Here is a 23542-nt window from a genome sequence, read left to right as displayed (position 1 = left end):
TTGATTATCTGTGTGCAGTATGATAAAGTACACACTAGTTATAATAATTATTATCTAGAAACTGTTTTAATGCAGTGTTTTCTATTACGTCTCTATACTAACATATTGTTTCTTTTTCTGTTCACAATTTCAGAAAATGGAAAAGGGAATACATGTTATAATGATAAGAGAGCAATCATATATACAAATCATTTAAACCGTGTAAATTATTTGGGGGTAGGCAAATTGCATATTCTAAAAGTGGGCTTCAATTATAAAACAGCCCCTGTAGAAGTAAGGGAAAAGCTCACATTTTCAGAGCAATCACTTCACGAGGCAATGACTGAATTAAAAAATCGGAAAAGCATTCTGGAAAATGTGATCGTTTCGACGTGTAACCGTACAGAAGTATATGCGGTTGTTGATCAATTGCATACTGGTCGTTACTATATTAAACAGTTTTTGGCTGACTGGTTCCATCTCGATAAAGAAGAATTTTCCTCTTATTTACGAATTACGGAAGATGACGGTGCGATGGAGCATCTTTTCCGTGTAACTACAGGTCTTGATTCGATGGTACTTGGAGAAACCCAAATCCTTGGTCAAGTGAAACAGGCTTTTTTAACTTCACAAGAAATGAAAGCAACTGGAACTGTATTTAATGAATTATTTAAACAGGCAATTACATTTGGGAAACGCGCACATAAAGAAACAGCAATTGGTGAACATGCAGTTTCCATTAGCTATGCAGCTGTCGAGCTGGCTAAAAAGATATTTGGGGATTTACAAAATAAGCACGTTGCTATTCTCGGAGCGGGAAAAATGGGAGAGCTTGCTGCTAAAAATCTGCAGGGATCTGGAGCAACCAAAATTACCGTTATTAATCGGACGCTAGCAAATGCTGAAGATCTAGCCGCGAAATTCCAGGCGAAAGCAGAGAGTATGGATAATTTATTATCTGTTATACAGGAAACGGACATTTTAATCAGTTCTACTGGATCAGATTCAATCGTATTAACGAAAGACATGCTTGAACCGTTACAGAAAAAGCGTAAAGGAAAAGCTTTGTTCCTTGTGGACATTGCTGTACCCAGAGATGTTGATCCTGAGATTAGCGAATTGGATAATGTTTTCTTATATGATATTGATAATTTAAAACATATCGTGGATGAAAATTTAGAAACAAGAAAAGCTGCAGCAGAACAGATTGAAATTATGATGGAAGAAGAAATTGTTCTGTTCAAGGAATGGCTGAAAACACTTGGAGTTGTCCCAGTTATTTCAGCTCTGCGCCAAAAGGCACTGTCCATCCAAGCAGAGACAATGAAAAGTATCGAAAGAAAAATTCCTGATTTAACAGTAAGAGAAAAGAAAGTCATTAGCAAGCATACAAAAAGTATTATTAACCAGCTGCTGAAGGAACCAGTTACACAGGCAAAAGAGCTTGCTGGAACAGAAAATGCAGATCAATCTTTACAGTTATTTATTGATATTTTTGGTATTGAAGCAGAAGTAAAAGCAGAATTTGAAAAGCAAGCAAAAAAAAATGAAACAATGAAGTTATTATCAAAAGAAGACCAAGCTATCCCAGCACAAAGTAATTTTACAACGGCGTAGATAAACGTAAGCCACGCTGCTGGAGCTAAAGCTGTATCTCTTTGACGGAGGAAGAAGGATACCTCTGCTGATTGAGTTTTAATTTTATGCTTCGTGGACGTTAATCCTTCAAAATTATAAACGATTCTATCTTAGCGGAAAGGATTATAATATGGAATGAAGTGGCTCTACGAAATAATTCTGATTCTATATAGCCTTAGTTTAATTGGATTTTTTATTGATTTTATACATCACAACCGGAAGGCTAATAAAATTGCTTTCTGGTTGATTTGTATGGTTTGGGTACTGCAAACCGTTTTTTTCTTTTATGAAGTATTTGGGGAGAAAGGCTTTCCTGTCACAAATGTAGTGGATAGTCTCTTTTTTTATTCTTGGGTATTGATTACACTTTCCATTATAATCAATAAGCTTTTTCAAATCCGATTCATTGTGTTTTTTATCCAAGTATTTGGCTTTTTTATACTATTGCTATATTTTGCCGCAAGCACGACACATGTCCAGTTAAATGATTCAATTCAATTTGTACATGAAATATTAATTACACATATCACGCTTGCGATCGTTTCCTATGGTTTCTTTACAGTTGCATTTTTACTTTCCATTTTGTATTTAATTCAATATCGTTTCTTAAAAAAGAAAAAAGGGTTAAAATGGATGTGGCAAATAGGAGACTTGAAGCAATTGGATCGTTATAGTTTTATAGCTATTTCAATCGGGGTACCTTTATTATTAATTGCAATTATTTTAGGGGTTGTTTGGGCGCATGTTTCTGCCTCTGAATTTTATTGGTTTGACATGAAAACAATTGGTTCACTGCTTGTTCTGATTGTTTATGCCGGGTATCTAGTTTTGCGCCTTGTTGTAGGATATGTTGGAAAACCATTAGCTACCTACAATACCGCGGCATTTTTAATATTATTAGTGAATTTCTTCTTATTCAGCACGTTATCGAATTTTCACTTTTGAGAAGCAGCAACATAAAGGAGGTACGCAGGTGATGCGGAAAATTATCGTTGGTTCAAGAAAAAGTAATTTAGCTTTAACACAGACAAAGTGGGTGATTGAACAGCTGAAGGCAGCTGGTGTCGAAAATGAATTCGAAATCAAGGAAATTGTTACAAAAGGTGATCGAATTCTTGATGTGACATTATCCAAAGTAGGTGGAAAAGGTCTTTTTGTTAAAGAGATCGAGCAGGCTATGTATGATAAAGAAATTGATTTGGCAGTGCACAGTATGAAAGACATGCCATCAGAGCTCCCTGAAGGGCTAATTATTTCATCGATACCGGTTAGAGAGGACCACCGTGATGCATTTATCTCTAAAAACAATGTGAAGCTAAAGGATCTGCCAAATGGTGCAATTGTAGGTACGAGCAGCTTAAGACGCGCAGCACAAATACTCGCAGAGCGTCCAGATATTTCAATCAAGTGGATTCGAGGCAACATTGAAACAAGGCTTCGTAAACTGCATGAAGAAGATTATGATGCGATTATTCTTGCTGTATCAGGATTGAAGCGTGTTGGATTAAGTGAAACGTTAATTACAGAATACCTTGACCCAGAAATCGTTGTTCCAGCTGTTGGACAAGGTGCACTTGCAATCGAAAGTCGAGCAGATGATAAAGAGATTCAGGAAATTCTGCAAGCAATCAATGATGATTTGACAACTCGAACGGTCACTGCTGAACGAACGTTCCTGCATTTATTAGAAGGTGGCTGTCAAGTACCTATTGGGGGCTATGCCTATCTTGAAGAAGATGAGGTTGTCTTAACTGCCCTTGTAGGAACGCCAGACGGTAAAACGATTTTAAAAGAAACGGTGCGAGGAACAGATCCGCAAGCTGTCGGTAAAGAAGCAGCCGACGCTTTAATTAGCCAAGGCGCGAAGGAAATTGTAAATCGCGTAAAAGAGGAGCTTGACAAGTAATGGAAGAGTCCTTACATGAAAGCAAAATTCTAATAACGAGAGAAGCAAGCCAAGCAAAAGAATTCTCAAAAAAGGTGAAAGAGCTTGGTGGCATACCTGTTGAAGTTCCTTTGCTTGCAATTTCATGTAAAGATACAAATGCATCGAAGTCTATTTTTTCCAAAGTCGGTGATTACAAGTGGATTTTTTTCACAAGTGCAAATGGAGTTCATTGCTTTTTTAGTCTAGCAAAAAAGTATCATATGAAACAGCTGCAGGAACATCGTTTAGCAGTTGTAGGTCATAAGACAGATCAGGCATTAAAAAAATATGGCTATCAAGCAGATTTCATTCCGACAACCTATCATGCCGAGGCAATGGCAGAGGAGTTTTTGCAGAAGTTCCCTAAGGAAGGAAAAGTGTTGCTTATTAGAGGGAATCTTTCTCGTGATACACTTCCAGTCGAATTTACAAAGCACAACGTGCCGCATGATTTGCTGGAAGTTTATGAAACAGGATATAATTATGCAATGAAAGCTCGATTAAACGAGCTATTAGCAGAAGATATTATCGATTTTGTCACCTTCACAAGCCCTTCAACAGTTGAAGCGTTTGTCGAAATTGTTGATAGGATACCCGAAAAAAACTATGTTTGTATTGGGACAACAACAGAACAGCGTGCATTAGAGTTTGGAATTCAATCATTAAAACCACCTGAGGAATTTACGATTGAAGCCATGCTGGAAACGATATGTAACTACATAAAGAAAGGATAGATTACAATGTCACAACTTAATTTTAAACGTCATCGGCGCTTGCGCTCTTCAAATGCTATGCGCTTGATGGTGCGCGAACATCACCTAAGAACAGAAGATTTTATTTATCCGATTTTTGTAATTGAGGGTGACAATATAAAAAGCGAAGTTCCTTCCATGCCTGGAGTTTATCAGTTTTCTTTTGATTTGTTGCTTGATGAGGTAAAAGAAGTATATGAACTTGGTATACGTTCGATAATTTTATTTGGTGTTATTTCAGAGAAAGATGAAATAGGTACGGGGGCTTTTGCTGAAGATGGTATCATTCAGCAGGCGACAAGGCTTGTTAAAAAGGAATTTCCAGAATTACTCGTCGTTGCAGATACATGTCTTTGTGAATATACATCACATGGTCATTGCGGTGTAATCCATAATCATGACGTTGACAATGATGAATCCTTAAAGCTTCTAGCAAAGACAGCTGTTTCACAGGCAGAAGCAGGAGCAGACATTATTGCACCTTCCAATATGATGGATGGGTTTGTTACTGTTATTCGCCAGGCGCTTGATGAGGCAGGCTATTCACACATTCCAATTATGTCCTATGCTGTCAAATATGCTTCAGCTTACTATGGTCCTTTCCGTGATGCGGCAGACAGTACACCACAATTTGGTGATCGAAAAACGTATCAAATGGATCCGGCAAACAGAATGGAAGCACTTCGTGAAGCGGAATCTGATGTGGCGGAAGGCGCGGACTTCCTAATTGTAAAACCAGCTATGTCATACTTGGATATTGTGCGCGAAGTTCGCGATAATTTTAATTTGCCAGTAGTTGCTTACAATGTTAGTGGTGAATATTCGATGGTTAAAGCAGCAGCTCAGAATGGCTGGATTGATGAGAAAGCATTGGTAATGGAGAAGCTAACATCCATGAAGCGTGCTGGGGCCGATTTAATTATTACTTATTTTGCAAAAGACGTGGCGAAATGGTTAAGAGAAGAAAAATAGGGGAGGCGGATTAAAGTGGTAAGGTATAATCATTCGGTAGATGCGTATAAAGAAGCAGTTGATCTAATGCCAGGAGGCGTGAACTCACCTGTCCGTGCATTTAAGTCTGTTGGTATGTCACCAGTGTTCATGGAGTCTGGCAAAGGCTCTAAAATTTATGACATTGATGGAAATGAATATATAGATTATGTGTTAAGCTGGGGGCCATTAATTTTAGGCCATGCTGCCGACCATGTTGTAACAAAGCTGAAAGAAGTCGCTGAAAAAGGGACAAGCTTTGGTGCGCCAACATTGCTTGAAAACAAACTGGCAAAATTAGTGATCGACCGTGTTCCTTCAATTGAAATGGTTCGAATGGTAAACTCAGGAACGGAAGCAACGATGAGCGCGATTCGTCTTGCTAGAGGGTATACAGGCAGAAATATTATTCTCAAATTTGAAGGTAACTATCATGGTCATGGGGATTCTTTATTAATTAAAGCTGGATCAGGCGTTGCAACACTTGGGTTGCCAGATAGCCCAGGGGTTCCAGCATCCATTGCTCAAAATACGATTACGGTACCATATAACGATGCAGAAAGTGTTAAACTTGCTTTTGAGAAGTACGGGAAAGAAATTGCTGCTGTTATCGTTGAGCCAGTATCAGGGAATATGGGTGTTGTACCACCTAAAAATGATTTTCTGCAAAACTTGCGACAAATCACAGAGCAAAATGGTACACTTCTTATTTTTGACGAAGTGATGACTGGATTCCGTGTTGGCTACCACTGTGCACAAGGGCACTTTGATGTTACGCCAGACCTGACTTGTCTTGGTAAGGTTATCGGTGGCGGACTACCTGTTGGTGCTTATGGTGGAAAGCGTGAAATTATGCAAAGTGTTGCGCCTGCAGGTTCCATCTATCAAGCAGGGACCTTGTCAGGAAATCCACTTGCAATGACCGCAGGCTATGAAACATTATTCGCATTGACAGAGCAATCATATGAGGAAATAAGCAAGAAAATAGATCGACTTGCAGAAGGTTTCCAACAAGCCGCAGCAGAGTTCGATATTCCTTTGCATGTTAACCGTGCGGGATCGATGTTCGGTGTATTTTTTACAAACGAAGAAGTTATTAACTTTGAAACAGCACAACAATCAAACTTGGATTACTTTGCCCAGTATTATCGTGCTATGATGGAAGAAGGGGTTTTCCTGCCACCATCACAGTTTGAAGGATTATTCCTATCAACTGCACATACCGATGAAGATATTGAAAAAACAATCCAAGCAATTCGCACAGCATTTTCTAAAATTGAAAAATAAACACAAAAAAAGATAGTGACGTACAGGCTGGACGAAACTGTATGCTTTGATAAATCTGCAAGCTATTCCAATAAAGGCATCCATATTATGAGGATTGTTTCTTATTGGAATAGCTTTTTTTAATGCATATCTCTTTCAGTGGATTCATATAGATTATAAAGACATATCGGCATATTGGTTATATGTTGGCAGAAAAGAGAGTAAAAAAACTTTCCTTTTTTGCAAAAGTGCAAGCGAAGACATTCGCATAAGCTATTAATGAATGTCAAGTTTTCTAAAGAGGAGGGAATTCATTTGGCAAGCGATTCCAAAGCATTCACTTTTGATTTAGAGGAATCACTCTATTTTGAAAAGGGACAGGAAGTTGCAGAGTTAAGAGGAATAGCATTAGAACCTGAAATATCCATTCAGCCCTATGAAGAATATATTTCAATTCGCGGAAATATTGAGCTGCAAGGAGAATATGAGAAAGTAGAGACTGGGCAAGCTGAAAGATCACTGGATTTTGAAGACTTCCAAGCGAAACGTTATGTAGAAAAAGTAATCGATGAGGAAGGATTAGCTGCTTTTTCGCATCGATTCCCAGTAGAGATTTCTGTACCGCCCTATCGTGTAACGGACTTAAATGAAGTTACAGTACATGTCGATTCCTTTGATTATGAAATGCCAGAACCAAGTCATTTGAAATTGTATGCAACCATTGAAATTCACGGGATTAATAGTGAGGCAGAACAACCTCGGCAAGAAATGAAGGGTGTGGAGCCAGAAGAAACAAAAGAAACAGAAATGGACGCAGCAGTTGAGGATCTTTCTAACTCCGAAGTGGATACATTTGAATTTGAATTAAGAAAATCGCAAGAAGATGAATTGACCGTTACTGATTTGACAGAACCAGAACTTGATGCAGGGCCAATAGATGAACAGAAGGCGACGGAAAAAGAAGAAATAGAAGCAGAAGAAAGAGAGCAGAGTTCTGTTTCGGCAGAATATATAGAAGAAATAAAAGAAATAGAATCGATAGAAAAAGCAGATAGCATTGTGGAGGTTAGATCAGAAGAAGCGGAGCAAGAACACGAAGAGGAAGATCCAGATCGGTGGAAAAAGAAATCACAAACATTGGCAGAGTTTTTCAATCAATTATCAGAGGAAGAAACAGAGTCATCTGATGCTGAATCACAAGAAGTAGAGGAGCTGGATGCGGAAGATGATGTTGTTGCATCAGATGTCAGTGAAGCTGAAAGCTATGAAGAACGAGTGCCCGAAGATGCAAGTTTATTATCGGATATTTTCAGAGAAGCAAAAGAGGAGCAGTTTACGAAAATGAGGCTCTGTATTGTTCAAAATCAAGATACCATCGAAACAATTGCTGCACGATTTTCTGTAAGTCCGTTACAATTAATTAAGCAGAACGAGCTTGAAGATGACTTTGAGGTCCGTGAAGGACAGCTGCTGTATATACCGGTGAATAAATAGTTAACATTACCCCCTTCCACGCACTGAAAAAAGGGGGTATCTCTTTTAGTAGGTGGTGATAAATGATGGAAGCAGTGAAAGAGATATTGCAGGCGTATCGAATTTATCCAATTGAAATTGAAAAAGTCACCGACCGTCTCTTTCATATTAAAGACGGCCGGCGAGATTATGCACTGAAAAAAAGCACATTGAAACAAGAAGATATCGCAGCATGGGAGCATGTTTACTATATCGCAAATGAGAAAAACCTCTCAGAAATTGTCCCCGTATATTTAACCAATGATGGCAAGTTATATGAAAGGATAGATAATTCCATCTATTATCTCAGTCCTTGGTTAATATTCGCTCCCCGATCGAGTAATGAAAATAGAATCGATAGAACGATGGGAATTTTGGCGCGCATTCATGAAACAACAAAGCAAAGTCAACAGATTACAAAATCTGCATTAAATAAAAACTTCCATACATACCAAACATTCTGCGAGCAGCTTCCCAATGAATTATATTCTTATGTGCTCCGTTTTGAACAGCAAGCCTATATGTCTCCATTTGAATTGCAGGTGTGTACGCATTATCGAGATATGGAAATTGCGTTAAATCGGATAAATGGTGAAATTAGTGAATTTCTTGATCAGTCGGAAGAAGAATTGACTTGGAACCTTTCTCTTTGCCATGGTAATCTCGCACTGGACCATATATTGAACAATCATGTTATTAATTGGGAGAAGGGACGTTATAACCATGTCGCAGTGGATTTGACAAACTACTTCCATCAGCTAACTGGTGAATACGATCAACCAGATGAATTAATAATGAAAGGTTTTAAAGCATATAAACGAAAATATGACCTTGAGCAGTTTGACATGAAACTATTGTCAATTTATTTACTTAATCCTGCCGCATACATGACAACCATCCGAGAATATGTGCAAAACCCAAAAGAAAAGCCACTGACTTCCCAAGTCAGTGCACTGCAGAAACAATATCGCAAGCTTATTTTTGCATTAAAATGGACAGATTTTATAAAGGAAGAATATGAGGTAATAAATTTTGATGACCTGTCAAATTAAATCCATTCTAAATAAAAGGCGACAAAAAGCCCGATTAATACGCCTAATAAAAGCACATCAAAAGTGGTTGGAATTAACAATGTGCGAATCAACTGGAATATCGTGATTGGTAAAAGAATTCTCTCGAAGACAAAAAGGCATTGTCTTGCCCAAGGTGGGAGTTTGTAACGATAAAATCTAGCCACAGGGAACACCTCTTTTCTTTCTAAGCACATTTTGCGCTTTATTTTTATACTATGTATAAATACACCAAATTGGTGCAATAACAATAATAATAGTTGACGATAATACGTGGAAGCTATAAAATGATTGGTATAACAATATGTGCAGTTATAATTAAACGCAATGATAGGGAAGAGTACAAAATAAACGCTTTTAGAGAGGGAAATCATGAGCTGAAAATTTCCTAGGTAGTTGTTTTGGAAGGTCGCCCTTGATGCAGCTTCTTTGAAAAGTAATTCAAGTAGGAGGAGCCGGTAATTGACCGTTATCAATTAATGAAGTGTGCAAACAATTTTGGTTTGCAAACAAAGGTGGTACCACGGAAATCTAACCCTTTTCGTCCTTTATTTTAAGGATGAAAAGGGTTTTTTGGTTTTTAAGTGGTTGTTTAAATTAGGAGGTAAAACGATGAGCAATAATGAACAAACGTCCCTTCCATCAAAATACAATCCGCAGGAAGTGGAAAAAGGTCGTTATCAATTTTGGTTGGAAGGAAAATATTTTGAAGCAACGGCTGATCCAGATAAGGAGCCGTTCTCGATTGTTATTCCACCACCAAACGTTACTGGTAAGCTACATTTAGGTCATGCATGGGATACAACGATGCAGGATACCATTTCTCGAATGAAACGTATGCAGGGCTATGATGTGCTGTGGTTACCCGGCATGGATCATGCAGGTATTGCAACCCAGGCCAAGGTAGAAGCGAAATTAAAGGAGCAAGGAACAAATCGTTATGAATTAGGCCGCGAAAAGTTTCTAGAAAAATCATGGGAGTGGAAGGAAGAATATGCAGATTTTATTCGTTCCCAATGGGAAAAGCTCGGTCTTGCACTGGACTATTCACGTGAGCGTTTTACGCTCGATGAAGGTTTATCCGATGCGGTAAAAGAAGTTTTCATTAAATTGTATGAAAAGGGTCTTATTTACCGTGGCGAATACATTATTAACTGGGATCCGCAAACTAAGACCGCCTTATCCGATATTGAAGTAATTTATGAAGAGATTCAAGGTAAGTTTTATCATATGCGTTATCCAATTAAAGATAGTGATGAAACAATTGAAATTGCGACAACACGTCCAGAAACGATGCTTGGTGACACCGCAGTTGCTGTACATCCGAAAGATGAGCGTTACAAGCATTTAATCGGCAAAAAAGTAGTGTTGCCAATAGTTGGTCGTGAAATTGAAATTGTTGCAGACGATTATGTGGATATGGAATTTGGTTCAGGAGCGGTTAAAATTACACCAGCTCATGACCCGAATGACTTTGAAATCGGTAACCGTCATAACCTAGAACGTGTCCTCGTTATGCATGAAGATGGATCCATGAATGAGAACGCCGGTAAATATCAAGGGTTGGATCGTTTTGAGTGCCGTAAGCAAATTGTGAAAGATTTGCAGGAACAGGGCGTTCTATTTGAAATTGAAGACCATACCCATCAAGTTGGGCATTCGGAGCGCAGTGGTGCAGTTGTTGAACCATATTTGTCAACACAATGGTTTGTTAAAATGGAACCATTGGCTAAAGAGGCACTGGATTTACAACATGAAGAAGGTAAAGTTAACTTTGTGCCAGAACGCTTTGAGCGGACGTACTTTAACTGGATGGAAAATATCCGTGATTGGTGTATTTCTCGTCAGCTTTGGTGGGGACATCGCATTCCAGCTTGGTACCATAAAGAAACAAAAGAAATATATGTTGGAAAAGAGGCACCGGCTGACATTGAAAATTGGGAGCAGGACGAAGATGTATTGGATACATGGTTCTCCTCTGCATTATGGCCATTTTCAACGATGGGCTGGCCGAATGAAAAATCCGAGGACTTTAAACGCTACTTCCCAACCGATGTACTTGTAACAGGCTATGACATTATTTTCTTCTGGGTAGCTCGGATGATTTTCCAATCAAAGGAATTTACTGGTGAGAAACCGTTTAAGGATGTACTCATTCATGGGTTAATCCGTGATGCAGAAGGTCGGAAAATGAGTAAGTCACTGGGCAACGGGGTTGACCCAATGGATGTTATCGAAAAGTATGGTGCTGATTCATTACGTTATTTCTTATTAACTGGATCGACACCTGGTCAGGATTTACGTTTCCATTGGGAAAAAGTAGAGTCAACGTGGAACTTTGCGAATAAAGTATGGAATGCTTCTCGATTCTCCTTAATGAATATGGAAGGCTTTACCTATGATGATATTGATTTAACCGGAGAATTAACGCTCGCAGATAAATGGATTTTAACGCGTTTAAATGAAACGATTGATCATGTAACGAAAAACACGGCGAAATATGAGTTTGGTGAAGCGGGGCGTCATTTATATAACTTCATTTGGGATGAGCTGTGTGATTGGTATATTGAAATGGCAAAACTTCCGTTATATGGTGATGATGAAGTAAAGAAAAACACAACCAGATCTGTTCTTGCTCACGTTCTCGATCAAACGATGCGTATGCTTCATCCATATATGCCATTTATTACAGAAGAAATCTGGCAGCAGCTACCACATCAAGGGGACTCCATTACTGTTGCTAAATGGCCGGAAGTGGAGGAGAAGTATCATGATGAAACGGCTGCTGCTGAAATGAAGCGACTTGTATCTATTATCAAATCTGTTCGTAATAGCCGTGCTGAAGTAGATACACCGATGTCGAAGCAAATTCAAATGCTTATTCAGGCAGAAAATGAAACAATACGGCAAGAGCTTGAAGGGAACCGTGACTATTTAGAACGTTTCTGCAATCCAAGCGAATTAACAATTGCCGTTAACCTTGATATTCCAGAAAAAGCAATGACTTCTGTTGTGACTGGAGCAGAAATCTTCCTCCCGCTGGAAGGGCTGATCGATTTTGATAAGGAAATCGAACGATTAGAAAATGAGCATACAAAGTGGACGAAAGAAGTGGAACGTGTTCAGAAGAAGCTTTCCAACCAAGGGTTTGTTAGCAAAGCACCAGCAGCAGTTGTAGAAGAAGAAAAACGAAAAGAATCAGATTATCTTGATAAACAAGCAAAAGTAAAAGCAAGGCTTGATGAGTTAAAAGGCTAAGCAACATAAATGTAAAAAGCGGAAGTCCCACGCTGGGACTTCCGCTTTTTATGTAAGGCGCTGTTTTATATGCCCAATATATGCCTCAAGAATATTTACATTACTGCAAGCACTTAACGTTCTGGAGCCGACAACATCCTCAATTTCATTGAATAAGAGCGCTCCGTCAGATCCAATTAAAAAATCAATCCCGACCATACCAAAATCAAAGTGATCGATAATTTTATAGATCGTTTTCAACTCAGAATCATGGGGTGTATAAAGCCGGGCATGACCGCCCAGAGTGAAATTTGCACGAAAATCAGTTGAACTCTCTCTTAAGGCTGCACCGATAATTTTTTTTCCTACAACAAACACCCGAAGATCTTTTCCAAGCTGAACATCTGCTGATTGCAAGATGATATTTCCCTGGATTGTATTTTGGCAAGTATGCCAATCTTTTTCGTTCGTTATAAAATAAACCTGCTTACCGCCTCTGCCACTTACTTCCTTTACTATAATTGGGTAGTTGAGTGGCGGACTATCCGACATCAATACCTTTTTACTGTAAATTGTATCGACCATTGGTAAGCCAAGCTGCTGGATATAATGATGTGTCAGTGCCTTATTATTACAAATACTAGCAATAGCAGAAGAGTTAAAAACAGCAACTCCCAGTGTCTCTAAATGCAGATTTAATAATGGTTCAATTGTTCTCACAATAGCAAATTCAGGAAGTTCAACAGGCCTATTATTAAGCAGGACCTGCTGTTGGTTTTGTATAATTCCAATCGTCAGATCTTCTCGTCTAATAAGCTTTAGAGATAAGTCCTGCAATTGTGCCTCTTCAATGAACCAGTCAATATAGGAGGTATTTTGATTTGCATCTTCCATTTTATAGATGAGCCAGCCGGTTTTCATGACAATTCCCCCAAAACATGTTCTATTATGTAGTCGGCAGCATTAATCTCTGTACATTCCAGTAAATTTCGGATGTGCGCATTGGAATTAATTTCACAAACTAACCTTGTCTCATCCAGACCAATTAATAAATCAACTCCAGCAAAATCTGCACCGATTGCTCTGGCTGCTGCAATGGCTAATGCCGATTCATCATTTGTTGGTATATAGTTCTTCATCGTTCCACCGGATGTCACATTAGCGCGGAAATCGTTTGTATTTAATCGTTCCATTGCTGCAACAACCCGATCCCCAACCACTTGTAATCGTAAATCCATTCCATAACTTGAAGGGATAAATTGCTGATATAAATATGGCTTCCCCTGAATAGCTTTAATTTTTTCAATTATCTCTTCTAGACTGTGTAATAAGTAGACCTGTTCTCCAAAAGAGCCAAAGGCCTCTTTAATAATTAACGGCAAACCTAATTGTTCTACTGCCTTTTCGATTAATTCATAATCGATATTGCCCGTTGCAAAGATTTTCGGGGCGATAATTGTTTTCGGCATTGGAATATTCTTCGTTGCTAAGTGTTGATAGGAAGCAATTTTATCATCGCTGATCTCAATTGCTTTTGAGCTGTTGAAAACAGGTACTCCAAGAAGTTCCAATTGTCTTGCCAAATAAATATCCTTATCTGCAAAAACCACATAATCTGGAAGCTGCGATTTTTCTAGCTGTACAATATCTAGTTTATTTGTTGCTAATAGACTAAGTAAGTCATTGTTTTTATAGATTTCCATGCTACTGCCCTGGTGCAAAGCGGCTGTTTGAATCATTTCCGCATAATCAAGAAATTTGTTGCCTGGCAGATTTCCATTGTAAATAATCCATCCATTCGGTTTCATTTCACTCTATCCTTTCTGCTATAATAACGGTACTCTTATCGAAAGTGGTGTAATCATGTTTACGACGTTTCAAGAAATTGAAGACTTTTTCTATAGCCGAAAATCCTTTGGTATTAAGCCTGGCTTAGATCGAATTTATCGGCTGCTCGCATTACTCAATCATCCGGAAAAGAACGTGTCAGCCATACATGTTGCAGGCACAAATGGTAAAGGCTCAACCGTCCAATTTATAAAGGATGCTCTGCAGGCTAATGGGTACATTGTCGGCGTCTTTACATCTCCAAGCTTAACCGGCTTAACCGGTTATACGATGATAAATGATTCGGAAATAAGTGAACCATTGTTTATTGACTTATGTAATGATTTGTATCCCCATGTGATGCAGCTTGATCAGGAAAATAATCCTCCCACAGAATTTGAGATTATAACTGCCTTGTCTTTTCTTTATTTCTCAGAACGCGTTGATATTACCCTGATTGAGGCAGGGATGGGTGGGAGAGAGGATACAACAAACTGCTTCCAGCCAATCCTATCCATTATAACAAATGTTGCCAAAGACCATACAGCTTTTCTTGGGAATTCTATTTCTGAAATTGCTTATCAAAAAGCGGGAATTATTAAAGCGGGTGCTCCAGTTGTTGTTGGTCACTTGGAAGCAGATGCGTTCGCAGTGATTAAAGCGGAAGCAAAGAAACAATATACATCTCTCTATCAATTGGGGGAAGACTTTTCTTACAGTCGCAAACAAGCTCAAGGCATGGTTTGGTCTAGTAGAGAAAGGAAATTACAGACAAATCTGCAGATGTATGGAGACTATCAATTCCAAAATGCAGCAATTGCTTTAATGGCACTAGAAAAAATTGCTGATGCTGGTTATCAGATTTCTTTTACCAAAACAGCTGATGCAATTAGTCGGACTCAGCTTGCTGGCCGGTTTGAAATTGTAAATAAGGAACCTCTCATTATTCTTGATGGCGCACATAATCCTGCTGGAGTCGATGCGTTTGTAAAAACTGTAAATGAACAATACCCCGAAGATGAGAAGCAATTATTAGTCGCTGTATTTAAGGATAAAGAGTTGGATGCTATGCTTGAACAGCTGAGTACATCTTTTAGGTCAATTACACTAACGAGCTTTCAGCATCCACGTGCTGCCAGGGCTGAGGACTTATATCGATTAACCCCTGCAAGCCAAAAGCACATTGCTAATAATTGGAAACAGGAAGTGAATCAAATATTAAAAGCGAAGGATGCTAGTATATGGTTTATTTCAGGTTCTTTGAATTTTATTTCACTTGTTAGAGAATATATTTTTTCCACAAAATAAAACCGAGGAAAAAGCCAGATTATGTTGAACGATTTTTGAATGGATTGTCATTTTTCGTCTTACTTTTTAAAAATCCTGTGCTAGAGTTATAGAAACTATTCATAACCGGTCACAGGAGGGGAAGATGTGGAAAAGCATAAAGCAATTCTTGTAGAAAAAAATGGGGAACAGCTTAAATATAAACTGCATGACAAAAAGCATTCTTCTGCAACAACTAAACAAACTGCAGCGGCCGTCGAAGATTCTGATAAATCAATTCCTGTAATAACCGGGTCTAGTAAATCAAAGAAACCATATAGTAAAAAGAGACCTGGAAAGCTTAAGTCATTTAAACCACTAGTTGCTGCAGTCATATCTGCACTTGTTATAGGATCAGTCCTCGGTTTTTTCTTGCTTCGATTATTTGTGGATGTAGAAGGGCAAGTGATAGGTGAACCAACAGGACAAGCAACACCGGCGACAGTAGCAGAAACTGCTGCTGGTGCTGCGGAAACTGCTGCTGTTCAGCTTGATTCACTGCAAGCGTATGTTTTACAGGCAGGGATTTTTTCAAAAGAAGAAAATGCAGTTAAATGGGCTGAGGGCTATCTGGATAAAGGAGTACCAACAATGGTTTGGGAGAAGGATAATCAGTTTTTCCTATTAGCTGGAATAGCAGAGACAAAAGAGCAGGCGGCACAAATGGCAGAAAATCTGCAGGAAAATGGTTCGATTGATATTTACGTAAAGGAATGGAGTACATCCAGTGGGGAAGCTAAGCTAACAGAAGAGGAAAAAGGATGGATTGGTGAATTTCAGAATGCTTGGACCACCTCATTAGCTAGCTGGTCAGAGAAACAAACTTTGTCTGAAGAGACTTTGAACGAACTTGCCGAAGCTGCCCCCAAGAACACCGAAACGTTGACTCCGCTTTTATCTGCTGTTAACGAGTCAGATGAACAAGCAACCAAGCTGCTGCAGCTAATGTATAATTATGAAAAAACAATTCAATAATTTCATTAAAAAACAGGTAAAAAAGCGGCGCTTCTATTAACTTGAGCGGGGTGCTGAATTACCTGTTTTTTATTATTTAAATCGTTCGCCTTAACAAAGAGGCATTTTCTTCATGAGAAAATCAATTTATGCAGGTTACTAATCCTTGTATAGTAAATTTTTTGTAAGTTGTTGGCCAATTTATAAAAGGATATGATAGGCATAATCAAAAGAAAAGGAGGAACTATGTTGAAATTACAAGAGATTATGATAAAGGATGTACCGAAAGAAGATAGACCACGAGAACGATTGCTAAGTCATGGAGCTGAGCCTCTATCCAATCAGGAATTACTGTCTATTCTGCTTGGCAGTGGAACAAAAGATGAGTCTGTCATGTCAATTGCAAACCGTGTACTCATGCATTTTGAAGGATTAAAGCTGCTAAGAGGCGCTACGATTGAGGAACTAACCTCGATTAAAGGCATCGGAACAGCAAAGGGACTATTAATTTTGTCAGCAATCGAGCTTGGGCGACGTATGCATGTATATAAGTCGAATGATAAATATGTTATACGCTCGCCAGAGGACGGTGCCGATTATATCATGGAGGAAATGCGAAACCTAAATCAAGAGCATTTCATTGCTTTATTTCTGAATACGAAAAATCAAATTATTCACAGGCAGACTATTTTCATAGGCAGTCTCAACGCAGCAATTGTCCATCCTCGGGAAATCTATCGTGAAGCAGTTAAACGATCAGCCGCATCAATCATTGTTGCCCATAATCACCCCAGTGGAGACCCCGAACCATCTCAAGAAGACATTCATGTTACAAGGCGATTAGTTGAATCAGGAAAAATGATTGGCATCGATCTCCTGGATCATTTAATTATTGGAGATCGAAAATTTGTATCTTTAAAAGAAAAAGGCTACTTATAACACTATCTATTTTGAAGATTTTTTCGTATAATTATAGAAGGATTTATTAGCAGCGCCATTTTTCAAGCTTTTTAATGAAAGTGGCGCTTCTTATAATTACGAGATGTGGACAAGGTACAAGCTTTTGAACGTATTTCATGATGGTGGTTACAACAGATAAAATGAATCGGAATAGTTAGACTACATATGCTGAGAGCGAAAGGTGATTCGGAGAGGGAGATTTTATTGGGTATTTTTAGTTTTTCACAGGACTTTGGAATCGATTTAGGTACTGCCAATACATTAGTTTATGTAAAAGGAAAAGGCATTGTTGTGCGTGAGCCGTCAGTTGTTGCCCGAAATACTGAAACTGGCCAGATAGAAGCAGTAGGCAGTGCCGCGAAGAACATGATTGGAAGAACGCCTGGCAATATTTCTGTTATACGCCCGATGAAGGATGGTGTCATTGCAGATTACGATACGACAGCTGCGATGATGAAATATTATATAAAAAAGGCGATGAAAAACCGTTCCTTGTTTGCCAAAAAGCCGAGTGTGATGATTTGCGTTCCTTCAGGTATTACGATGGTTGAGGAACGTGCTGTTATTGATGCAACAAAACAGGCGGGAGCACGTGATGCTTTCCCAATCTCAGAACCGTTTGCTGCGGCGATCGGAGCAGGATTGCCTGTATGGGAGCCTACGGGCAGTATGATCGTTGATATTGGGGGAGGCACAGCGGAAGTTGCGGTCATCTCGCTTGGTGGAATTGTAACGAGTCAATCGATTCGAGTTGCAGGTGATAACATGGATGAATCCATTATTAGCCATATACGTAAAAAATATAGCTTGTTAATTGGAGAACGCTCTGCAGAATCACTCAAAATGGATATAGGCGCTGCTCGGGAATCAGAATCAAATGAAGAAATGGATATTCGTGGGCGGGATTTATTGACAGGCTTGCCAAAAACCGTTACGGTAACAGCGGAAGAAATTTCGCTTGCTCTGGATGATACCGTGGACGCTATTGTGGATGCAGTAAAAGTTACATTGGAAAGAACTCCGCCTGAACTTGCTGCTGATGTAATGGACCGCGGCATTGTTCTATCAGGTGGAGGAGCATTACTCAAAAATTTAGATCAAGTAATAAGTGATGAGACGAAGATTCCTGTTTTTGTTACCGAAAATCCCTTGGAAAGTGTGGCAATCGGTACGGGCAAATCATTGGACTATATTCAACAATTCCGTTCTAGCCCGAGCGTATCTTCTCGTCCTTTAAATTAATAAGTAGGTGTCTTAGGTGCAATTTTTTCGTAATAAACGACTTTTTATTCTATTAATTGGTTTTATAGTTTTAGTAGCTTTAATTGGCTATTCACTGAATAACCGGGAAAATTTAAGTACTCCCGTAAAATTCATTAATGATGCAGTTGGTTGGACGCAGCAAGTGATTCATACCCCGGTCAGGTTCGTTACCGATATTGTTTCAAATATTAACGATTTTAAAAACACATATGAAGAAAATCAGTTATTAAAAGAACAGCTATCGCAATATCAAACATTGACTTATGAAGTTCAAGAAATAAAAAAGGAAAATGAAGAGCTGATGGCACTGTTAGAAATCGAGGAATCGGCTCGTGATTATAATCCAATAAAAGCTACTGTTATAGCCAGGTCACCAGAGCGCTGGGTTGAGCAGGTGACGATCAATAAAGGGAAACAGGACGGTGTAGACAATAATATGGTTGTTATCACTGCAGAGGGCATGGTTGGGAAAGTTCAAAGTGCTTCCGAATTTACTTCAACGGTGCAACTGCTTACTGGATTTGATCAATTTAACCGAATCTCTGCTGAGATTTCCAGAGAAGACGGGGGGAAAAATATCTTCGGTATGATTGAAGGATTTGAAGATGAAACAAATTCATTGCTGTTCCGAATCATTGAAGAATCAGACAAGAATTTAAAAGAAGGTGAGCTTGTCGTTTCTTCTGAGTTAGGCGGAGAGTTTCCTGCTGGTCTTCCAATTGGTAAAGTCAAGGAAGTTGTATCTGATCAATATGGATTAACTCGTATCGCGATGGTTGAACCAGCAGCTGATCTATACGATTTAAGTCATGTCATCGTCGTAGACCGTGCTATGGAGTCACAAGAGGAAAGCAGTGATGAGGAGGAAGATGAGTGATGAAACGTCTATATTTTCCTCTCATTCTTTTTCTGTTAACCATCTTGGAAGGTGTTGCACTGGAACTCCTGCCATCTGATTTTGTAATGAGTGATATGCTAATGGTCCCGCACTGGGTTTTTGCATTTCTAATATATATGACGATTTTCTATGACAATGATAATACGTATCATTCGGTCGTCTATGCATTACTTTTTGGGTTATTAATTGATATTGTATATACAGGAGTTTTAGGTGTTTACATGTTTATGTATGCATTGATCATTTATATCATTCATGGCTTAAAGAAAATTCTCCAGGGGAATTTCTATGTTTTATTGTTATTGGGAGCCGTTGGGTTTTTATTAGTGGACCTTTCCATTTATTTTATATACATGGTTGTAGGATTAACAGATATGGTCTGGGAGTCCTATTTAACAGGGCGTCTTCTGCCAACAGTCGTTTCCAATTTAGTATTTTTATTGATTATATATCCTTTCGTAGCAAAACGTCTTGCTAGATGGGGAAGGGAACAGTTAACTGGAAGTAACTCACTGTGAGCGAAAGTATTCACTTGTGTGGTTACTATAAATTTACCGCAGGCTATTTTGTAATGAGGTGAACTTGCAGTGCTTGACAAGAAGCAAATAATATTAATTAAAGGTACCAGGGAAGGATTGAGTTTATTTATTGATGAATCAGCATCCTTCCATGATGTTATAAAAGAACTTGATGAAAAAATTATGGCAAGCAAACCAAAAGAAGATGAACCAATTGTAACGGTAAAAGTTAAATTGGGTAATCGTCTTTTAAATGAAGAGCAGGAGAAAGCATTGCGAAACATTATAAGTGTTCAAAATCGCTTTCAAATTACTGCTATTGAATCCGATTTAATAAGTAGAGAAGATGCTTTAAAATGGCGAGAAGAAAGCGAAATAAAAGCTATTAATCGAATTGTGAGATCTGGTCAAGTGTTGGAAGTTGAGGGAGACCTCCTGTTAATTGGAGATGTCAATCCAGGTGGAAAAGTAGTTTCTACGGGTAATATATACATTATGGGCAATTTATTTGGAGTTGCTCATGCTGGTGCAACTGGTGACCGCAACGCTTTCATAACGGCCTCTTATATGAAGCCGACACAACTTCGAATTGCTGATTATATAAGTCGAGCCCCTGATTATGAATCGGATGGTGTTTACATGGAATGTGGGATTATCGATGAAGAACAAGATAAGATCATCATCGATTCGTTAAAGGTTCTTTCTCGTAAGCGTAAGGAAATAAGCGGATTTGAAAGGAGAATAAATAATGGGTGAGGCAATCGTTATTACATCTGGGAAGGGTGGTGTCGGTAAGACAACGACATCAGCTAATATCGGAACCGCTTTGGCATTAATGGAAAAAAAAGTTTGTTTAATTGATACAGATATTGGTTTAAGGAACTTAGATGTAATTATGGGACTTGAAAACCGAATTATTTATGATATTGTCGACGTGATTGAAGGGCGTTGTAAGCTTAAGCAAGCCTTGATTAAGGACAAGCGATTTGATTATCTATCATTATTGCCTGCTGCGCAAACTAGTGATAAAACAGCTGTAACAACAGACGGAATGAAAGAAATCGTTTCCGAATTGAAGCAGGAATATGATTATATTATTATCGATTGCCCTGCCGGAATTGAGCAAGGATTTCAAAATGCTATATCAGGCGCAGATCGAGCAATTGTTGTAACAACTCCTGAGAAATCTAGTGTTCGTGATGCAGACAGAATCGTTGGATTACTAGAAAAAGAGGAAATGAGTGAAACACCGCGTTTAATTATTAATCGAATTCGAAATCATATGATGAAAAACGGAGATATGATTGATATTGAAGATATCGTTCAATTGTTGTCTATTGACTTGATTGGTGTCGTGATTGATGATGATGAAGTGATAAAAGCATCAAATAAGGGGGAACCAATTGCAATGAACCCTAACTCAAAAGCATCTATTGCCTATCGCAATATTGCTAGAAGGATTCTTGGAGAGACTGTACCTTTACAATCACTGGAGGATGAAAAAGGTGTATTTCAGCGTTTTAAGAAATTCCTCGGCCTCCGTGCATAACGAATAGGCCAACATAAAGTAAGAAGGATACAATACTTAATATGGCTAATTATAAATTAAAGGCTGGAATGAAAATCATTAATTTTCATTCCAGCTTTTTTGTTCATACTACATACCTTGCACACATATACTTGTACAAATGAATTTGAAGGAATGTGAGGAAAATGGACAATGATATCAAAAAGGTTCGCAAGGCGATTGAGCAGCGAAAAAAAATGCGGGGTCTTCCTTCTGGAGGAGAGACAACAAAGCAAATGCTTCCATCCATTCCAGGAGAGGAAGAAAAGCATGGTTATTATTCCGTATTTACAAATCATGAAGAAGTATCCAGCCGTAATAATCGTGCAGTAACAAGTATTGCATTGAAAGGAATTTTGTCAGCTATGCTTTTCTTTGGGACAGCTTTATTATGGCAAGCCGATACAACATTATTGCAGAAACCGAGAGAATGGACGAGCCAAGTAATGAAAAATGAATTTCCGTTTGCAAAGGTAAATGTCTGGTATAAAGAGACGTTTGGTAGGCCGTTGTCTCTTTCACCGGAACCAGAACCCGTCTTGGAAACCAACGAAGACCAAGCAATGGCACTTCCGGTTAATGGAAATATAACCGAAACATTTCAAACAAATGGAACAGGAATTATGATTACGCCGAAAGAAACTGCCAATGTCACTTCTATTCAGGAAGGTGTTGTTATTTTTGCTGGGAATGACAAAGAAACAAATAAAACGGTAACTGTACAGCATGCGGATGGAACCGTGACCAATTATGGAAACCTCAGTTCTATTGATGTCCATCTGTATCAATTTATTGCGGGTAATCAACAAATCGGAAGTTTTACACCAGAAGCTGACAATGAGACAGTATTTTTCTCCATTGAAAAAAATAATGATTATGTCGATCCAGTTCAGGTGATACAGGTTGATGAGCTTCCTTAACTATATCCCGAAAATTCATATCCATCCGATTTTATTTATCTTTATAATTATCTCGTTTTTGACAGGTACATTTCTGGAATTATTGATTATCTTTGCATTAGTATTATTTCATGAACTTGGTCACTACATTGCAGCAAGGATGATGAAGTGGCGAATCAGGTATATTGTACTTTGGGTATTCGGAGGGGTGATGGACACTGAGGAGCATGGGAATAAATCGATGAAGGAAGAGGCATTTGTCACACTAGCCGGTCCCTATCAACATCTTGTCGTCTATTATCTTTGCTTTCTTATGGAGGCGTTTCAGCTCATCCCAGCATCAATCCTGGAACTGATATTGTATTACAATACGATCTTTCTTCTATTTAACCTAATACCAGTATGGCCATTGGATGGGGGGAAATTGCTTTTATTGGTTGTTTCTTATTTTTTTCCGTACAAAAAAGCGTATCAATTCACACTTATATTTTCGATGGTTTTCATCACATTGATACTTGTACTTCAACTTTTATTTTTCCCATTTACGTTAAGTTCGTTTTTTATTTGGGCATTTCTTTTTATGGAGAATAGAAATGACTGGAAACAGCGTTCGTATGTTTTTATGCGCTTTTTATTAAGGCGATATGAGGGCGATGCAGCAATAAAAGGGGTTGTCCCTCTTACCGTAGCACCCGACAGCTCTTTTCTCGACTTATTTTCCCGTTTCAGAAGGGAAAAGAAGCATCCGATTTATATCGTATATGCTGAAAATAATCGAAAATCCGTTGATGAAGCAGACTGTTTGCAAAGCTATTTTTATGAACGGGAATATAATCAGTCTGTCGGAGATGCATTTTTATATAAATAGCAGGTCTGAACAAAAAGACTCGATGATTTGCAAAGAGTCTTTTTGTACTGTAAAATGTTATTATTGTAGAGTCAATTGCAGCAAGAACATC

The 23542-nt window shown here is 38.5% G+C and carries 22 protein-coding genes and 1 other annotated feature; of the genes, 19 read left to right on the top strand and 3 right to left on the bottom strand.

Annotated features, from left to right (window positions below; genetic code table 11):
* Positions 1-225: 225 nt before the first annotated feature.
* The 8 genes from hemA to NSQ77_RS00725 all read left to right on the top strand — a co-directional run bounded on the left by hemA (position 226) and on the right by NSQ77_RS00725 (position 9116).
* Positions 226-1596, top strand: a complete 1371-nt coding sequence (gene hemA, locus NSQ77_RS00760; protein ID WP_339228296.1) for a glutamyl-tRNA reductase — start codon at positions 226-228, stop codon at positions 1594-1596.
* A 156-nt stretch (positions 1597-1752) separates the two neighbouring features.
* On the top strand, positions 1753-2562 hold the full coding sequence (ccsA, locus tag NSQ77_RS00755; protein WP_339228295.1) for a cytochrome c biogenesis protein CcsA: 810 nt from the start codon (positions 1753-1755) through the stop codon (positions 2560-2562).
* Between the two features lie 31 nt (positions 2563-2593).
* Positions 2594-3523, top strand: coding sequence for a hydroxymethylbilane synthase (gene hemC / locus NSQ77_RS00750; protein ID WP_339228294.1), 930 nt, complete (start codon positions 2594-2596; stop codon positions 3521-3523).
* A complete protein-coding gene (locus tag NSQ77_RS00745; protein WP_339228293.1) occupies positions 3523-4278 on the top strand; it encodes a uroporphyrinogen-III synthase in 756 nt (251 codons plus the stop codon). Before hemC ends, NSQ77_RS00745 begins: the two co-directional genes overlap by 1 nt.
* Before the next feature lie 6 nt (positions 4279-4284).
* Positions 4285-5268, top strand: a complete 984-nt coding sequence (gene hemB, locus NSQ77_RS00740; RefSeq protein WP_339228292.1) for a porphobilinogen synthase — start codon at positions 4285-4287, stop codon at positions 5266-5268.
* Positions 5269-5283: 15 nt separating this feature from the next.
* Complete coding sequence (gene hemL / locus NSQ77_RS00735; RefSeq protein WP_339228291.1) at positions 5284-6573, top strand: glutamate-1-semialdehyde 2,1-aminomutase; 1290 nt, start codon at positions 5284-5286, stop codon at positions 6571-6573.
* A gap of 294 nt (positions 6574-6867) precedes the next feature.
* Positions 6868-8046, top strand: coding sequence for a stage VI sporulation protein D (spoVID, locus tag NSQ77_RS00730; protein ID WP_339228290.1), 1179 nt, complete (start codon positions 6868-6870; stop codon positions 8044-8046).
* A 65-nt stretch (positions 8047-8111) separates the two neighbouring features.
* A complete protein-coding gene (locus NSQ77_RS00725) occupies positions 8112-9116 on the top strand; it encodes a spore coat protein YsxE (RefSeq protein WP_339228289.1) in 1005 nt (334 codons plus the stop codon).
* Here NSQ77_RS00725 and NSQ77_RS00720 read toward each other — a convergent pair.
* Positions 9113-9331, bottom strand: coding sequence for a hypothetical protein (locus tag NSQ77_RS00720; RefSeq protein WP_339228288.1), 219 nt, complete (start codon positions 9329-9331; stop codon positions 9113-9115). The genes NSQ77_RS00725 and NSQ77_RS00720 overlap by 4 nt on opposite strands.
* Before the next feature lie 121 nt (positions 9332-9452).
* Positions 9453-9686: a binding site (T-box leader), on the top strand.
* A 60-nt stretch (positions 9687-9746) separates the two neighbouring features.
* Here NSQ77_RS00720 and NSQ77_RS00715 point away from each other — a divergent pair.
* Positions 9747-12392 carry a valine--tRNA ligase gene (locus tag NSQ77_RS00715; RefSeq protein ID WP_339228287.1) on the top strand — a complete coding sequence of 882 codons (2646 nt, stop codon included), beginning with the start codon at positions 9747-9749 and terminating at the stop codon, positions 12390-12392.
* Between the two features lie 48 nt (positions 12393-12440).
* Here the strand turns inward: NSQ77_RS00715 and NSQ77_RS00710 are convergent, their stop codons facing one another.
* Both NSQ77_RS00710 and NSQ77_RS00705 read right to left on the bottom strand, forming a co-directional pair.
* A complete protein-coding gene (locus NSQ77_RS00710; protein ID WP_339228286.1) occupies positions 12441-13292 on the bottom strand; it encodes an ATP-grasp domain-containing protein in 852 nt (283 codons plus the stop codon).
* A complete protein-coding gene (locus NSQ77_RS00705) occupies positions 13289-14179 on the bottom strand; it encodes a RimK family alpha-L-glutamate ligase (protein WP_339228285.1) in 891 nt (296 codons plus the stop codon). The genes NSQ77_RS00710 and NSQ77_RS00705 overlap by 4 nt, the downstream gene beginning before the upstream one ends.
* 55 nt (positions 14180-14234) lie before the next feature.
* On the opposite strand from NSQ77_RS00705, the gene NSQ77_RS00700 reads away from it, so the two are divergent.
* The 10 genes from NSQ77_RS00700 (at position 14235) to NSQ77_RS00655 (ending at position 23451) form a co-directional block, all read left to right on the top strand.
* Positions 14235-15506 carry a folylpolyglutamate synthase/dihydrofolate synthase family protein gene (locus tag NSQ77_RS00700; protein ID WP_339228284.1) on the top strand — a complete coding sequence of 424 codons (1272 nt, stop codon included), beginning with the start codon at positions 14235-14237 and terminating at the stop codon, positions 15504-15506.
* Between the two features lie 126 nt (positions 15507-15632).
* Entirely contained in the window at positions 15633-16499 is an 867-nt protein-coding gene (locus tag NSQ77_RS00695) for an SPOR domain-containing protein (protein ID WP_339228283.1), read from the top strand.
* A 246-nt stretch (positions 16500-16745) separates the two neighbouring features.
* A complete protein-coding gene (gene radC / locus NSQ77_RS00690; RefSeq protein ID WP_339230911.1) occupies positions 16746-17417 on the top strand; it encodes a DNA repair protein RadC in 672 nt (223 codons plus the stop codon).
* 225 nt (positions 17418-17642) lie between these two features.
* Positions 17643-18680, top strand: coding sequence for a rod shape-determining protein (locus NSQ77_RS00685; RefSeq protein WP_339228282.1), 1038 nt, complete (start codon positions 17643-17645; stop codon positions 18678-18680).
* 16 nt (positions 18681-18696) lie between these two features.
* Positions 18697-19578: a rod shape-determining protein MreC gene (mreC, locus tag NSQ77_RS00680; protein WP_339228281.1), complete on the top strand. Its 882-nt coding sequence runs from the start codon at positions 18697-18699 to the stop codon at positions 19576-19578.
* Positions 19578-20117, top strand: coding sequence for a rod shape-determining protein MreD (mreD, locus tag NSQ77_RS00675; RefSeq protein ID WP_339230910.1), 540 nt, complete (start codon positions 19578-19580; stop codon positions 20115-20117). Before mreC ends, mreD begins: the two co-directional genes overlap by 1 nt.
* A 69-nt stretch (positions 20118-20186) precedes the next feature.
* On the top strand, positions 20187-20873 hold the full coding sequence (gene minC / locus NSQ77_RS00670) for a septum site-determining protein MinC (RefSeq protein ID WP_339228280.1): 687 nt from the start codon (positions 20187-20189) through the stop codon (positions 20871-20873).
* Positions 20866-21666, top strand: a complete 801-nt coding sequence (minD, locus tag NSQ77_RS00665; protein ID WP_339228279.1) for a septum site-determining protein MinD — start codon at positions 20866-20868, stop codon at positions 21664-21666. The genes minC and minD overlap by 8 nt, the downstream gene beginning before the upstream one ends.
* A 164-nt stretch (positions 21667-21830) precedes the next feature.
* The gene (locus NSQ77_RS00660; protein WP_339228278.1) at positions 21831-22604 is read left to right on the top strand and encodes a M23 family metallopeptidase; all 774 of its coding nucleotides are present in this window, start codon (positions 21831-21833) and stop codon (positions 22602-22604) included.
* A complete protein-coding gene (locus NSQ77_RS00655; protein WP_339228277.1) occupies positions 22591-23451 on the top strand; it encodes a site-2 protease family protein in 861 nt (286 codons plus the stop codon). The genes NSQ77_RS00660 and NSQ77_RS00655 overlap by 14 nt, the downstream gene beginning before the upstream one ends.
* Positions 23452-23542: the final 91 nt, after the last annotated feature.

The organism is Oceanobacillus sp. FSL K6-2867 (assembly GCF_037963145.1).
Classification (GTDB): domain Bacteria; phylum Bacillota; class Bacilli; order Bacillales; family Amphibacillaceae; genus Oceanobacillus.
This window is presented reverse-complemented; position numbering and strand designations above follow the sequence as displayed.

Bases quoted from the DNA above. Each gene is read 5' to 3' on its own strand.
- NSQ77_RS00700 (WP_339228284.1), top strand. From the start codon at position 14,235: ATGTTTACGACGTTTCAAGAAATTGAAGACTTTTTCTATAGCCGAAAA.
- NSQ77_RS00745 (WP_339228293.1), top strand. From the start codon at position 3,523: ATGGAAGAGTCCTTACATGAAAGCAAAATTCTAATAACGAGAGAAGCA.
- minD (WP_339228279.1), top strand. From the start codon at position 20,866: ATGGGTGAGGCAATCGTTATTACATCTGGGAAGGGTGGTGTCGGTAAG.
- NSQ77_RS00725 (WP_339228289.1), top strand. From the start codon at position 8,112: ATGGAAGCAGTGAAAGAGATATTGCAGGCGTATCGAATTTATCCAATT.
- NSQ77_RS00655 (WP_339228277.1), top strand. From the start codon at position 22,591: ATGAGCTTCCTTAACTATATCCCGAAAATTCATATCCATCCGATTTTA.
- NSQ77_RS00715 (WP_339228287.1), top strand. From the start codon at position 9,747: ATGAGCAATAATGAACAAACGTCCCTTCCATCAAAATACAATCCGCAG.
- hemB (WP_339228292.1), top strand. From the start codon at position 4,285: ATGTCACAACTTAATTTTAAACGTCATCGGCGCTTGCGCTCTTCAAAT.
- NSQ77_RS00660 (WP_339228278.1), top strand. From the start codon at position 21,831: ATGGACAATGATATCAAAAAGGTTCGCAAGGCGATTGAGCAGCGAAAA.
- NSQ77_RS00705 (WP_339228285.1), bottom strand. From the start codon at position 14,179: ATGAAACCGAATGGATGGATTATTTACAATGGAAATCTGCCAGGCAAC.
- radC (WP_339230911.1), top strand. From the start codon at position 16,746: ATGATAAAGGATGTACCGAAAGAAGATAGACCACGAGAACGATTGCTA.
- hemC (WP_339228294.1), top strand. From the start codon at position 2,594: ATGCGGAAAATTATCGTTGGTTCAAGAAAAAGTAATTTAGCTTTAACA.
- ccsA (WP_339228295.1), top strand. From the start codon at position 1,753: ATGAAGTGGCTCTACGAAATAATTCTGATTCTATATAGCCTTAGTTTA.
- NSQ77_RS00710 (WP_339228286.1), bottom strand. From the start codon at position 13,292: ATGAAAACCGGCTGGCTCATCTATAAAATGGAAGATGCAAATCAAAAT.
- mreD (WP_339230910.1), top strand. From the start codon at position 19,578: ATGAAACGTCTATATTTTCCTCTCATTCTTTTTCTGTTAACCATCTTG.
- NSQ77_RS00720 (WP_339228288.1), bottom strand. From the start codon at position 9,331: ATGTGCTTAGAAAGAAAAGAGGTGTTCCCTGTGGCTAGATTTTATCGT.